Source organism: Rhizobium sp. 05N49 (assembly GCF_056396805.1).
The window spans coordinates 281,164-295,363 of sequence record NZ_JBFTME010000009.1 but is presented as its reverse complement, the minus strand read 5'-3'; the positions used below and the strand labels follow the sequence as shown (position 1 = coordinate 295,363).

12 protein-coding genes are annotated in these 14,200 nt (G+C 60.4%); 9 read left to right on the top strand and 3 right to left on the bottom strand.

What is annotated here, in order from left to right:
* Positions 1-193 precede the first annotated feature (193 nt).
* The 4 genes from AC1DF8_RS20165 (at position 194) to AC1DF8_RS20150 (ending at position 4,548) form a co-directional block, all read left to right on the top strand.
* Complete coding sequence (locus AC1DF8_RS20165; RefSeq protein ID WP_112544444.1) at positions 194-1,453, top strand: ABC transporter substrate-binding protein; 1,260 nt, start codon at positions 194-196, stop codon at positions 1,451-1,453.
* Between the two features lie 78 nt (positions 1,454-1,531).
* Entirely contained in the window at positions 1,532-2,485 is a 954-nt protein-coding gene (locus tag AC1DF8_RS20160; protein ID WP_478154602.1) for a carbohydrate ABC transporter permease, read from the top strand.
* On the top strand, positions 2,482-3,429 hold the full coding sequence (locus AC1DF8_RS20155; RefSeq protein WP_112544440.1) for a carbohydrate ABC transporter permease: 948 nt from the start codon (positions 2,482-2,484) through the stop codon (positions 3,427-3,429). Before AC1DF8_RS20160 ends, AC1DF8_RS20155 begins: the two co-directional genes overlap by 4 nt.
* Positions 3,430-3,432: 3 nt before the next feature.
* Complete coding sequence (locus AC1DF8_RS20150) at positions 3,433-4,548, top strand: ABC transporter ATP-binding protein (protein WP_112968678.1); 1,116 nt, start codon at positions 3,433-3,435, stop codon at positions 4,546-4,548.
* A gap of 25 nt (positions 4,549-4,573) precedes the next feature.
* Here the strand turns inward: AC1DF8_RS20150 and AC1DF8_RS20145 are convergent, their stop codons facing one another.
* The 3 genes from AC1DF8_RS20145 to AC1DF8_RS20135 all read right to left on the bottom strand — a co-directional run bounded on the left by AC1DF8_RS20145 (position 4,574) and on the right by AC1DF8_RS20135 (position 8,936).
* Positions 4,574-6,817, bottom strand: coding sequence for a glycoside hydrolase family 2 protein (locus tag AC1DF8_RS20145; RefSeq protein ID WP_478154600.1), 2,244 nt, complete (start codon positions 6,815-6,817; stop codon positions 4,574-4,576).
* A 105-nt stretch (positions 6,818-6,922) separates the two neighbouring features.
* Positions 6,923-7,921, bottom strand: coding sequence for a LacI family DNA-binding transcriptional regulator (locus AC1DF8_RS20140; RefSeq protein ID WP_112544434.1), 999 nt, complete (start codon positions 7,919-7,921; stop codon positions 6,923-6,925).
* A 10-nt stretch (positions 7,922-7,931) separates the two neighbouring features.
* The gene (locus AC1DF8_RS20135) at positions 7,932-8,936 is read right to left on the bottom strand and encodes a Gfo/Idh/MocA family protein (protein ID WP_478154598.1); all 1,005 of its coding nucleotides are present in this window, start codon (positions 8,934-8,936) and stop codon (positions 7,932-7,934) included.
* 202 nt (positions 8,937-9,138) lie between these two features.
* Between AC1DF8_RS20135 and AC1DF8_RS20130 the strand changes: the two genes are divergently transcribed.
* The 5 genes from AC1DF8_RS20130 to AC1DF8_RS20110 all read left to right on the top strand — a co-directional run bounded on the left by AC1DF8_RS20130 (position 9,139) and on the right by AC1DF8_RS20110 (position 14,187).
* Positions 9,139-10,431, top strand: a complete 1,293-nt coding sequence (locus AC1DF8_RS20130; protein WP_113204610.1) for an extracellular solute-binding protein — start codon at positions 9,139-9,141, stop codon at positions 10,429-10,431.
* An 87-nt stretch (positions 10,432-10,518) separates the two neighbouring features.
* Positions 10,519-11,406 (top strand): carbohydrate ABC transporter permease, encoded by an 888-nt coding sequence (locus AC1DF8_RS20125; RefSeq protein WP_113138800.1) that lies wholly within the window; start codon positions 10,519-10,521, stop codon positions 11,404-11,406.
* 1 nt (position 11,407) lies between these two features.
* Positions 11,408-12,319, top strand: coding sequence for a carbohydrate ABC transporter permease (locus tag AC1DF8_RS20120; protein WP_113145435.1), 912 nt, complete (start codon positions 11,408-11,410; stop codon positions 12,317-12,319).
* 19 nt (positions 12,320-12,338) lie between these two features.
* The gene (locus tag AC1DF8_RS20115) at positions 12,339-13,421 is read left to right on the top strand and encodes an ABC transporter ATP-binding protein (protein ID WP_478154596.1); all 1,083 of its coding nucleotides are present in this window, start codon (positions 12,339-12,341) and stop codon (positions 13,419-13,421) included.
* A 16-nt stretch (positions 13,422-13,437) separates the two neighbouring features.
* Entirely contained in the window at positions 13,438-14,187 is a 750-nt protein-coding gene (locus tag AC1DF8_RS20110) for a ThuA domain-containing protein (RefSeq protein ID WP_113118099.1), read from the top strand.
* Positions 14,188-14,200: the final 13 nt, after the last annotated feature.

The following is a 14,200-nucleotide window of genomic DNA, read 5'->3' as shown; positions in this document are numbered from 1 at the left end:
AAACAACGATTGTGTGAGTTAATCATATTTTTCTCGGGAGTCGAGGAAGGGCTTGACGTCGCTGCGTTTATAACGTTTTAAATTGTCAATCGCGCTGGGAGGCGCGGTGCGGTGTTTGATCGTCATTACGGGCGGAAGACATCGGGGTGGCTGAGGAGGGTCTCGCCGCCCACTTACGAACGGGAGGATATTCATGCGCAAGTTTTTGAGCTCGGCAGCTCTTGCTGTCGTGATGATGGCTGGTTTCGGCAGCGCCCATGCGGCCGATGTCAAGGAAGTTCAGATGTTGCACTGGTGGACGTCCGGCGGTGAAGCCGCGGCGCTCAACGTGCTGAAGGGCGACCTTTCCAAGGAAGGTTACGCCTGGAAGGACGTCCCGGTTGCCGGCGGTGGCGGTGACGCAGCCATGACCGCGCTGAAGGCGATGGTCGCGGCCGGCACCTATCCGACGGCCTCGCAGATGCTCGGCTATACGGTGCTTGACTACGCCCAGGCTGGCGTCATGGGCGACCTGACCGAGACGGCGAAGAAGGAAGGCTGGGACAAGTCTGTGCCGGCGGCACTGCAGAAGTTCTCTGTCTATGACGGCAAGTGGGTCGCAGCACCTGTCAACGTTCACTCCGTCAACTGGCTGTGGATCAACAAGTCCGTCATGGACAAGATCGGCGGCACGCAGCCGAAGACCTTCGACGACCTGATCGCCCTGCTCGACAAGGCGAAGGCAGCCGGTGTCATTCCGCTCGCACTCGGCGGTCAGAACTGGCAGGAAGCCACGATGTTCGACTCCATCGTGCTCTCGACCGGCGGTCCGGAATTCTACAAGAAGGCTTTCAACGACCTCGACGAGGCTTCGCTGAAGTCCGACACGATGAAGAAGTCGTTCGATAACCTTGCCAAGATCATCCAGTATGTCGACCCGAACTTCTCGGGCCGCGACTGGAACCTGGCAACCGCGATGGTCATCAAGGGCGACGCTTTGGTGCAGGTCATGGGTGACTGGGCGAAGGGCGAATTCGTTGCCGCCAAGAAGACCCCTGATACCGATTTCCTGTGCTACCGCTTCCCGGGCACTGACGGCAGCGTGATCTACAACTCCGACATGTTCGGCATGTTCAACGTTCCTGACGACCGCAAGGCCGCTCAGGTAGCGCTCGCCACGGCGACGCTGTCGAAGAGCTTCCAGTCCGCTTTCAACGTCGTCAAGGGTTCGGTTCCGGCCCGTACCGACGTTCCGGATACGGATTTCGACGCTTGCGGCAAGAAGGGTATTGCCGACCTGAAAGCTGCCAATGAGGGCGGCACGCTGTTCGGCTCGCTGGCACAGGGTTATGGCGCGCCTCCGGCTATCGCCAACGCCTACAAGGACGTTGTCTCGAAGTTCGTCCATGGTCAGATCAAGACCTCCGACGACGCTGTTACCCAGCTCGTCCAGGCCATCGACGACGCCCGCTAATATTCCCATCGACAACGGCTTTCCCGCGCGATGCGCGGGAAAGCCTCAGCCCCTGCGGGTGCTGGAGGAGATGATTTCATGAGCACAGTTGCGACCACAGACCCGATACTGACGTCGAAGTCCTCAAGCCGGACGTCCATTCGTGGCCGGCTGCAAGATGCGCTGCCGAAGATCGTGCTGGCGCCGAGTTTTCTCATCACGGTGATTTTCGTCTACGGCTTCATCGTCTGGACAGCCTATCTCTCCTTCACCAATTCCAAGACCTTTCCGTCCTATGCGCTAACGGGCACGCGTGCCTACGAGCGGCTCTGGCGCTGGACTTTCGAGAGCGACCCGCCGTCCTCGTGGTACACGTCGATTACCAATATGGGGATCTTCGGCTTCCTCTATATTTTCATCTGCCTTGGGCTCGGGCTGATGCTGGCGATTCTTCTCGATCAGAAGATCCGCGGTGAAGGCATCTTGCGGCCGATCTTCCTCTATCCGATGGCGCTGTCCTTCATCGTGACAGGCGTTGCCTGGAAATGGTTCCTCGATCCGGGCCTCGGGCTCGAGCAGACGCTGCACCATTTCGGCTGGACGAGCTTCCATTTCGACTGGATCAAGAACAAGGACTTCGTCATCTACACCGTCGTCATCGCCGGTGTCTGGCAAGCCTCCGGCTTCGTCATGGCGATGTTTCTTGCCGGCTTGCGCGGTATCGACGGCGAGATCATGAAGGCTGCCCAGATCGATGGCGCCTCGCCTTTCCAGATGTACCGCCGGATCATCATTCCGCTGCTGCGACCGATCTTCCTGTCGGCCTTCATCGTGCTCGCCCATATGGCGATCAAGTCCTACGACCTTGTGGTGGCGCTGACCTCCGGCGGCCCCGGTGGCTCGGCATGGCTGCCGTCCAATTTCATGTACGAATACACGTTCAAGCGGAATGAAATGGCTGTCGGTTCTGCAAGCGCCATCATCATGCTGATGACCATCTCGGCCATCATCGTTCCCTATCTCTATTCCGAATTGAGGGAGAAGGCACGATGAGCAGCATTGCCTCTTCCGAGATCGCAACTTCGCATGGCGGTACTAGCGGTCGCTGGATCGGCCGTGTCGTCATCTACGGCTTGCTGTTGATCTTTGCCGTTCTCTATCTGATGCCGCTCTTCGTCATGCTGACGACTTCGTTCAAGACCATGGACGAAATCCAGAACGGCAATATGCTGGCGCTGCCGCAGTCGCCGACACTCGATCCGTGGTTCAAGGCCTGGGGCGAGACCTGTGTCGGCCTCACCTGCGCCGGCATCAAGGGCTACTTCTGGAACTCGATCAAGATGGTCGTGCCGGCAGTCGCGATCTCCACCATTCTCGGCGCGCTCAACGGCTACGTACTGACCAAGTGGCGGTTTCCTGGCGATACGCTGGTTTTCGGCCTGATGCTGTTTGCCTGCTTCATACCGTTCCAGTCCGTGCTGCTGCCGATGGCCACCATTCTCGGTTTTCTCGGCCGTTTTGGCACGACCCTTCAGAACGCGACCGGATTCAGCTTCGGCTTCGGCAATCCGACGGTGAACCTGGTTTTCGTGCATGTCGTCTACGGTCTCGGCTTCACGACGCTGTTCTTCCGCAATTTCTACGAGGCTTTCCCGACGGAGCTGGTGAAGGCGGCGCAGGTGGATGGCGCGAGCTTCTTCCAGATCTTCCGTCGCATCATGCTGCCGAACTCGCTGCCGATCATCGTGGTCACGGTCATCTACCAGTTCACCAATATCTGGAACGACTTCCTGTTTGCCTCGGCCTATGCCGGTACGGGCGAATCCATGCCAATGACGGTGGCGCTGAACAACGTCGTCAATACCTCGACCGGCGTCGTCGAATACAATGTCAACATGGCTGCGGCGATGATCGCGGCCGTTCCTACGCTCATCGTCTATATCCTCGCCGGCCGCTATTTCGTGCGCGGTCTGATGGCGGGCGCCGTCAAAGGGTGATCCATGGCTTTCCTTGAAATTTCCGGTCTCAAGAAGCGTTTCGGCGCCGTCGATATTCTCAAGGGGATCGATCTGGAGCTTGAAAAGGGCGGCTTTCTGGTGCTGGTCGGTCCGTCCGGTTGCGGTAAGTCGACACTGCTCAACACGATTGCCGGGCTCGAGGCGATCACCTCTGGCGAAATCCGTATCGATGGCCGTGCGATCAATGATCTGCATCCGTCCAAGCGTGATATCGCCATGGTCTTCCAGAGCTACGCGCTCTATCCGAACATGACCGTTGCCGGCAACATCGCCTTCGGCATGGAAATCCGCGGCGTGCCGAAGGAAGAGCGCGAAAAGGCGATCAAGCAGGTCTCCGACATGCTGCAGATCGGCCATCTGCTCGACCGCAAGCCGTCGCAGCTTTCGGGCGGACAGCGTCAGCGCGTCGCCATGGGCCGCGCGCTGGTGCGCAATCCGCAGGTCTTCCTCTTCGACGAACCGCTCTCCAACCTCGATGCGAAACTGCGCGTCGACATGCGTACGGAAATCAAACGCCTGCACCAGCGCATGGGAACGACGATTGTCTACGTCACCCACGACCAGATCGAGGCCATGACGCTCGCGACGAAAATCGCGGTGCTGAAGGATGGCGTGCTGCAGCAGTTCGGCACGCCGGCCGAGATTTACAACAGCCCAGCCAATGTGTTCGTGGCGGATTTCATGGGATCGCCGGCGATGAACCTGGTGAACGCCACCGTCGAGAATGGCGCCGGCGGGCTGCAGGTGTCGCTGGAGCGGCCGAATGGCGAGCCGCTGAAGCTGCCCGTCAATGCCGGCAACAACAGCCTGACAGGTTATACCGGCAAGCAGGTCATCTTCGGGATCCGTCCGGAAGCACTGACGGATATTGACGGAGCTGACCGCAAGGCAAAGTCGGTCGTCCATGGCGATTGCGCCATCGAGGTCGTGGAGCCGGCCGGTTCAGATACATTTGCCGTCACCAAGCTCGGCGGCAAGTCGGTAGTGGCGCGCCTTGGAGCGGATACCGGCATCCTGCCGGGCCAGAATACCCGCCTTGCCTTCAATCTCGACAAGGCGGTCTTCTTCGATCCCGCCAGCCAGTTGCGGATCGCTTAGCCAGCAAATTATTCTCTGGCGGCCGTCAGACGGCCGCCACGGAAATCGTGACTGGTGCGAAGTGGCTTGAGGTCGCTTCGACCGTGATTTCGCCCGTCAGGCCTGTTGCCTCCAGCCAGAAGCCCGTCGTTCCGCCCTGGAGCGGTACGGCCGTTGGCCCGACGATCTTGCCGGGCCCCTTCACGGTCAAGGTTGCAACATCGTTGAGGAACGGCAGCCGCTGGCCGCGCTGGTCGAGCGCGCGGATGATGACGCGGGTCGTGTCGCGTTCGCGCGCCTTCAGCGTGGTGCTGTCGGGCACGACTTCCAGTGCGGTCGGCAGGGGATCGGCCGCGAGCGTCAGGCTGGCTACAGGCTCGCCGTTGACGAAGCCGGTGAATTCGCCGTCGATCCATTCCAGGCCCCAGCGGCCGAGTTCGTCCTGGGTGAAATGGCGGTGGTCGAGCACCACGGGCGGATGCGGCAGGTGCGGGTAGTTTTCGTGGTCCGGACCGGTGCGCTTCGTCAGCGAACCGTATTTGAGCTCTACCTCATCGCAATTGGTCAGGATGATCAGTGGCAGCACGCCGCCGATGCTGCGCTCGCCGCGCGCCCAGAAAGTGACCGGCTTCATGATGACGTCTTCCGAAGGGTCGCACTGGCTGGCATAGACGTAGGCCGCGAATTTCGGTTCGCGGAACATATCCATGACGCCGTGATAGCAGATGCGGTCGCCGGAGCCGAAATCCTTGTGCGTGTTATAGTCGAACATGCACCAGCCGATCGCGCCAGAAATATCCGGATCGCCATAGGCCGCGTTCAGCACTTCCAGATGGCGGCGCACATGCTCTGCCTGGCGCTGCTCTGCATCATACATCTTGGTCGGATGCATGTGGCCGTTGAATTCGGTGATGATGTACGGGACCTTGTAGGAGAGGCCGGTATTTTCCTGCTGGCTGCGAAGGGCCGTGCGCGGGCGGTTTGCACCCGGCAGTTCCTCATTGCCGAGGATGAAGTCGTTCATCGTGTAGACGTCTTCGAGCAGCTCGCTTTCCGTCAGGTAACGAACGCCGCCGGTCTGGCGGGTGGAATCGAGTTCGTGGGCCAGGCGGTTGGTGGCGGTATAGAAGTCGTGGCTATCGAGCGATTCATTGATACGCACGCCCCAGATGATGATCGAGGGGTGGTTCCAGTCGCGCTCGATCATGCGGCGCACGTTCTCGATGGACTCGTTCTGCCAGTCGAGATCGCCGATATGCTGCCAACCGGGGATTTCCTCGAAGACGAGCAGGCCGATGCGGTCGCACTGGTCGAGGAACCATTTCGACTGCGGATAGTGCGAGGTGCGCACGATATTGCACTTCAGCACCGTCTTCATGATATCGGCGTCGCGCTCCTGCGCGGAGCGGCCGGCGGCGTAGCCCACATAGGGATAGGCCTGATGGCGGTTGAGGCCCTGGAGCTTTACGGGGCGACCGTTCAGCAGGAAGCCTTCCGGGGTGAATTTGGCGGTGCGGAAACCGAAATGGCCGGTGGTCCGGTCGGCGCCATGTTCCGTCTTCAGTTCGACGGAAACTTCATAGAGCGCCGGGTTCGACAGATCCCAGAGTTCGATGTCGGTCAGGCCGCCGAAGGAAAGAGTGGTGCTGGTCCCGATCGTCTCGCCGGCAGCACTCGCCAGAATGTTGCCATGCGCGTCCCGCAGCGATCCGGTGACGGTCGCCGCATAGGCGAGGCCCTGCGGGTTGGCGATATCGACACGTACTGTCGCCGATTTCCTGTCCGAGAGGACATCGTGCGTCTCGATCTTGATATTGCGGATCGAAATCTTGTCGGTGACCTTCAGCCAGACGTCGCGATAGATGCCGGCATAGGTCAGATAGTCAATACGGCCGCCGAAGGGTGGGATCGCCGGGTTCTCGCTGCCGTCGATCTTAACGGTGATCAGGTTGTCGCCCTTGATCAATTTGCCGGTAAGACGAGCTTCAAAGGGCGTGTAGCCATCCTTGTGGGCGATGATCTCTTCGCCATTCAGATAGACGACGCTGTCAGCCATGGCGCCGTCGAAGAGGATGGAAACTTCGCGGCCTTCGAATTCCGGCAGCCACCGCAGCACCTTCTGATAGGTGAAGGCCCGCTGATAACGCTTCTCGTCGAAATAGTTRAAAGGTAGCTCGACGGCGGTGTGCGGCAGATGGACCATCGCGGCGCCATCGAAGGCTTCCGTCAGGTTCTGGCCGAAGCCCTCGTGGAAGCTCCAGGATTCATTCAAGGAAACGACTGAGCGCATCTCATTCTCCCCGGCAGGCGGCAGCGGAGAGGTGGCGTCTGGCAGCGGCGCGGGGAAGGGTGATCATCGGTAGTCCTCCTCGAAGCGAATGAATGAACCGCCCCCTCAGGCGGTCGAGCCCCAGCGGGGCGTGCAGGCAAGCGTGATGCTGTGCGGGCCTTCGTCGCCGGCCTCGTGGCGTTCGATCACTTCGACGACAGCATCCATGAAGGCTGCGTGGTCGAGGCTCAGCGTCGTCAGGTCGTTGCAATCCCAGGCGGCCATGGCGATACCGTCCTGACCGACAATGGCGATATCCTCGGGCGTATTCTTGCCAAGGACGCGGCGGGCGGCATCGCGCGCGCCGATCGCCATGACGTCATTGCCGCAGATGATGGCATCGACTTTCGAGCGGTGCAGCAGCAGGACGGCTTCCTTGAAGCCGGAATCATAGGAATAGTCGCCGAAGGCTTCCGCTTCGAAGGCAAGGCCATGACGCGCCAGAGCGTCGGCAAACCACCTGCGGCGCAGCTTGTCAATCCAGCTCGACTTGGTGCCGGAGAGATAGGCGAAGCGCTTCTTTCCGTCGCCGACAATCTTGTCGATGATCTCGCCGGCGCCGACCGCGCCGTCGATGCGGATGTTGGAAACATCCTCGTTTTCCAGCGGCTCGAAGGAAACGATGATCGGCTTGGTCGTGTGGAAAATATCGACCGCATCCTGCATCGAGACCATGTCGGAGAAGATGACGACATGATCGACCTGATAGGTGGAGGCGAGCCGCATCAGCTGCAGGCGATCGGAGTGATCGGCGCAACAGAGCAGGATCGGCAGGAGCTGGCGGGCCTGCAGGCGATGGACGAGGAGTTGCTGCTCCTCGGCCTCGCAGGGGTTGCCGATGGCGTTGACCACGAGTGCGACCAAGCGCGAGCGCTGGTTGTTCAGCGAGCGGGCAATCGCATTCGGCTGGTAGCCATATTCGCGAGCAACGGCGAGGATGCGGTCGCGCGTGGCGCTTCCGATCCGCGAATCCGGCGAGAAAGCCCTCGAAATCGTCGCGGAGGACACACCGGCGAGTTTCGCCAGTTCCTTCGAGGTGATCCGCCGTCTGTTCGTTCCGCTCATTATTTTGCGCCTATCCGGCAATCCTGACGGGGGTGCCGTCGGCTGCTGCCGATTCCTTGATTGCATCCCAGAGCCTAGCGAATCTGAGACCCATTTCAACGGAGCCGGAGTTTTCCATCGTTCCGGCGCGGATGGCGAGGAAATTCTTCATGGGATTGCCGAGAATCTCGGCCTCTTCGCGTGGCTCGCTCGTGCGCCCGACGCTGATCTCGCGCCAGCCGCCCCAGGCATCGATGCGCACGATCGCCTTCGAATAGAAGAAGGTGATGTAGGAGGCGCAGCCGGGAGGGCCTTCGCCGGCGGCGGTCAGCGTCGCGAGCGCGCCATTCTTCAGGCGGGCGGAGACGGCCGTGGCGATATCCACATTCTTTCCGTGGTTGTTCATATAGGCGGAAACGCTGTCGAAATCGGAATTGGCAAGCAGGCAGACGGTGTTCATCATGTGTGCGCCGGTATCGAACATGAAGCCGCCGCCGGAGATTTCCGGCTGCTGCTTCCAGTGGCCGTCATAGTTGGAAGACCAACTTTCCCAGATCATGCCGGAAATGGCGATGAGATCGCCAAATTCACCGGAGAGAGCCCGTTTGCGGGTATCGAGCACAAGCGGCGAAAGGCCGCCCTGGAAAGCGGTGACGATAGTGACGCCGCTTTTCTTCTGCGCCGCGATCAGCGTTTCGGCCTCTGCTACGGTCGTGACCATCGGCTTTTCGAGGAAAAGATCGAGGCCGGCTTCGGCAACGGCAGTCGCCTGCTCGGCATGGAAAGCGTGCGGGGTGGAGACGTAGATGATGTCGAGTTCATCGCGGCATTTTGCGAGCATGTCGCGGTAGTCCTCGAAGCTTTTTGGCTCCGGTGCTCCGGCTGCGGTGCAGACGTCGATGAGGCGCTTTCTGGAGGTTTCCGTCGTGTCGGCGAGCGCCACGAATTCGATTTCCGGCATCTTCGCCCAGCTCTGAGCATATTCAGCCGCCTTCAAGCCCGCGCCGATGACGCCGAGGCGCAATTTCTGAGACATCGAAATCCTCCCTGATATCGTTGTGCAAACGATTACACAAACGTCACGATTGGCGCAAGTTATAAATAACTTAATAAAATCAATATTATATATTTGAGAAGGGTGCTGCTTTAAAAATCATCTTGTCAGCATTCAGAATGCGTGTACATTTTCGTCACCGGTGCTGGAGGGCGCCGTGGCTCTAAAAAAGGGAGGACTTCCGTTGAAGAAGACGGTTATCGGTGGCCTGTGCGCCATCCTGCTCAGCGCGGTTTCGACGCTGGCCCATGCTGAAACAATTCGTATCGCCAATCACGGCCAGGCCGGCATCGACGCGATGAAGTCGACCGTCGAGCGGATCGAGAAAAAATATGGCGTAACGGTTGAGGTCGTCGAATATCCGGCGCCCGACAAGGATTATCTCACCAAGCTCCTGACTGAGCTTGGCGCAGGCAACGCACCCGACCTCTTCTCCATCCCGACGACGGCTGCTGTTGCCGACATGGTCGAAGCCGGCTACCTCGCGCCTGTTTCCACCGAGTTCAAGGCCTGGGACGGTTACGCCAACCTCTATGACGTCGCCAAGCAGCTTGCTGTCAGCCCTGACGGCGAAACCTATGTGATGCCGTTCATGCTCGGCATCCAGGAAATCTATTACCGCAAGGATGTTCTCGAAAAGGCAGGCATCTCCACCGAGCAGCCGAAGACCTGGCAGGAGCTTCTCGACCGCGCGGCCGAAGTGAAGCAGAAGACCGGCTCCTACGGCCTGCTCTTCCCGGCCGGCGTTTCCTGGGGTAGCGGCGCCTTCGACGAAGGCTTCCAGCACCTGCTCGTCGGCTCCAAGACGCCGCAGCTCGTCGGTGCCGATGGCAAGCTCGACCTGAACGGCGAGGGCGTCAAGGATGTCTTCAACGTCTACAAAACGTTGATCGACAAGGACCTGATGCCGGTGCAGCCGCTGCTCGGACCGGAGCCCTGGGTCGTGCCGAAGTATGAAATGTTCCCGGCCGGCAAGCTTGCCGCCACCACCTGCGGTTCCTGGTGCTACATTTTCGACTGGGGTCGCGAGAGCAAGAACCCGATCCCTGACGTGACCAAGATCGTCGGCACCTGGACCGTTCCGGGTCAGAGCGGCGGCCAGTACGTGCTTGCCAACCTCGCTGCTCCGTGGGCCGTCAACTCCAAGTCCGCCAATGTGGAGCTGGCCAAGAAGGCGCTGATGGAAATCGGCTCGGTCGAAACACAGGTTTCCTATGCTGCCCGCATCGGCAACATTCCGGCCAGCAAGGATGCCGCCAAGGATCCGGAATTCCAGAAGCTGACGGAACTCGTTCCGATCCATGCTGCTGCCGGAAACGGCGTCTTCCTGAAGCAGGCTTCCGGCTTCGGCACGGTTGCCGAAGGTGTGGCACGCGCCACCGAAGCCCTGCTGCGCAAGGAAACCGATGCGGCCGGCGCCCAGAAGATCCTTGTCGACTACGTCAAGGAAACGCTCGGCGACGACATGGTCAAGTAAGCCACTGATATCTTCCTCCCGCCAAGACGGGGACGCGGCATTCTCGCCGCGTCTTCCCGATTTCATTCGATAAGGTTGTGAGCTTCAATGGCCCGAAACTCTCATGAAAAGCGAACCGAGCGCCAACTCCTGCTGGTTCTGCTGCCGTCGCTGGTCCTGCTTCTGGCCTTTGTGATCTATCCCGCCCTCTATTCCGTCTATCTGAGCTTCACCAATGAGGCGCTGACGGGAGCTGCGGCCCTGCGGCCGCGCTTCGTCGGTATCCGCAACTATGTGCGCCTCTTCAACGATGCAAAGTTCTGGAATTCGCTGTTCGTCACCTTCGTCTTCGTCATGGGTTCTGCCGTCATCGGGCAGTTCGTGCTCGGGCTGATTTCGGCAATGGCGCTGCGCCGCCCGATCCGTTTCCGCCAGTTCTTCTCTTCGATTATTCTTCTGCCGAATGCCGCCCCGGAAGTCGTTGCCGGCTTCATGTGGATCTCGATGCTGGCCGGCGGCGAACATGCGACGCTCTCGCGCATCGTTGCCTTCTTCGGCATCAATCCGGCCGACTGGCTGAACGCCTTCCCACTGTCGATGATCATCATCGTCAACACCTGGCGCGGTATCGCGACCGCGATGATCCTGCTGACGGCGGGCCTCAGCACCATCCCCGCCGAGATCTACGAGGCGGCGCGCATGGATGGCGCGACACCGTCGCAGATGTTCCGCCGCATCACCCTGCCGCTGATGATGCCGACAATCCTGCTCTACATGCTGATTTCGGCCGTCTCCACCATTGCCGTCTTCGGTCTCGTCTACGCGCTGACGCGCGGCGGCCCGGGCGGGGCGACGGAGGTCGTCAGCATCTACATCTACAACCAGTCCTTCACGGCCTTCCAGCTCGGTTACGGTGCTGCGGTCGCGGTCGTCGCGCTCATCATCTCGCTGATCCTCGGTATCGGCTATGTCCGAGCCATGAAAGTGGAGGTCTGACATGACCGCTATTTCCCCAAGCGAAGGGGCCAACAAGACCCGCTCCGACCTGCTTGCCTACGCAACACTGACGATCATCTCGATCTTCTGCGCTGTGCCTTTCTTCTGGGTGCTGCTTGCCTCCTTCGACGGCAATGCGCAGCTCTTCCTGCGCTGGCCGGAGCAGTGGACGTTCGCAAACTATGTGCGCGTCTTCACCAAGGAGGATGGGGCGAAGTGGCTGTTCAACTCGCTTTTCGTGGTCGGCGGAGCGACGCTTATCGTCATGGTTCTGGCGGGGCTCGGCGGCTATGCGCTGTCGCGCACGCGGGCCTGGTGGAAGCTGCCCTTCCTCTACGCGATCCTGCTGATCCGCGTGTTGCCGCCGACGGCACTCGTCGTGCCGCTCTACAAGTTCTTGCTGACGCTCAACAATGCGGAAGGCGCGCTCCTGCGCCCGATCTTCGGAAGCTATGCCCGCGATATCATGCGCTGGACCGGGTTCATCGACGGTTATCTCGGTATCATGCTGGTGCTCGCCACCATGCAGTTGCCGCTGGCGCTCTGGATCATGAAGACCTTCTTCGACGGCCTGCCGCGTGACTATGAGGAAGCGGCCGTCATGGACGGGGCGACGATGATGCAGCGCATCCGCCGGGTGCTGATCCCGCTTGCCATGCCTGGGCTCGCGGCCGCCGGTCTCTTCGCCTTCATGTCGGCCTGGGGCGATTTCCTGCTGCCGCTGATCTTCCTGTCGTCGCCAGAGCTGCAGACGCTGCCRCTCGGCCTCTTCCGCGCCTTCCTGCGCATCAACGAGATCGATTACGGCCTGCTGACGGCGCTCGCCTTCATTTACCTGCTGCCTGCCGTCGTCGCCTTCGGCTTTGCGCGGCGCTTCCTCGTCCAGACCTTCTCGGGCGGTGTGAAGGGCTGAGATCAAGAAAGAGAAACGAATGATCAATCTCAGAAACGTTCGCAAATTCTACGGCGCGCTCGAAGTCATCAAGGGCGTCGATATCACGGTGGAGGATGGCGAATTCGCCGTGTTCGTCGGCCCGTCGGGCTGCGGTAAGTCCACGCTGTTGCGTATGATCGCCGGCCTCGAAGGCATCGATGAGGGCGATCTGATGCTGAATGGCCAGCGCATCAACGACGTGCCGCCGGACAAGCGCGGCATCGCCATGGTTTTCCAGTCCTATGCGCTCTATCCGCATATGACGGTCGCTGAAAATATCGGCTTTTCGCTGAGCCTCAAGAAGGTGCCGGAAACCGAAATCAAGAAGCAGGTGGAAGGCGTCGCGGAGATCCTGCAGCTGACTGACTATCTCAGCCGCAAGCCGGGTGCGCTATCCGGCGGCCAACGGCAGCGTGTGGCGATCGGCCGTGCGATCATCAAGAAGCCGTCGCTGATCCTGTTTGACGAGCCGCTGTCGAACCTCGATTCTGCGCTGCGCGTGCAGATGCGCGCTGAGTTGCAGCGCCTGCATCGCGAGCTGAAGGCAACCGTCGTCTATGTCACGCACGACCAGGTCGAGGCGATGACGATGGCCGACCGCATCGTCGTTCTGAACAAGGGTGTCGTCGCCCAGCAGGGCGCGCCGATGGAGCTCTACCATCAGCCCGAAAACGAATTCGTCGCGACTTTCATCGGCTCGCCGAAAATGAACGTGCTGCCGATGACGGCAACACGCCGGGATGCCGGCAAGGTGCATCTGGAAAGCCCGCTCGGCCTTGCGATCGATCTCTCGGATGCCAATGGCTCCGTGCCGCAGGGTGAGGCGAAACTCGGCATCCGGCCTGAGCATCTGAAGCTTGCGCCGCAGGGGCAGGGCGATTTTTCGGCCGAGGTCGTCATCGTCGAGCGGCTTGGTGTCGAGACCTATCTGACGGTCGGGTCGCAGCAGCAGCCGATCGTCGTGCGCACAGAAGGCGACATGACCATTCGTCCCGGCGATCGCGTTTCGCTCACAGCCGAGCGCGCCGCCTGCCATCTGTTCGATTCCGCCGGCCGGGTTCTCCGTTCGGCTCAAATTTGAAACATCGAGGAATAGCATGACAATCAAGGTCACGATCTGGAACGAAGGACGCCACGAGCAGGTCCACAAGGAGGTCCAGGATATTTATCCCGATCGTATCGACGGCGCGATCGCTGCCGGTATCGCCCATCCCGATTTCGAGATCCGTCGCGGCACGCTCGACGATCCGGATGAAGGCCTGCCGGATTCCGTGCTCAACGATACCGACGTGCTGCTCTGGTGGGGGCATATGGCGCATGAGGAAGTCAGCGACGGGCTGATCGACCGTGTGCAGCAGCGGGTTCTGAAGGGCATGGGCCTTCTGGTCCTGCATTCCGGCCATCACTCCAAGCTCTTCCGCCGGCTGATGGGCACCAATGCCAATCTCTCCTGGCGCGAGACGCCGGAGGGTGACCTGGAGCGCGTCTGGGTGGTCAATCCCTCGCATCCGATCGCCGAGGGCTTGCCGCCCTATTTCGAGGTCAATGCCTCGGAAATGTATGGCGAGCCCTTCGACATTCCGCAGCCGGACGAACTGGTCTTCATCTCCTGGTATTCCGGTGGCGAAGTGTTCCGCAGCGGCTGCACCTTCCAGCGCGGTCGCGGTCGCATCTTCTTCTTCAGCCCCGGCCACGAGACCTATCCGATCTATCACGACAAGACGGTGCACAAGGTCATCTCAAACGGCATCCGCTGGGCGCAGCAGAAGCACACCGACGGCCGCATCCTCGAAAACTGGCACCGCAAGGAGCCACTGCACGGCCGGCCGGACAAGGTGAAGGCTTAAACAGTTCCTCCCG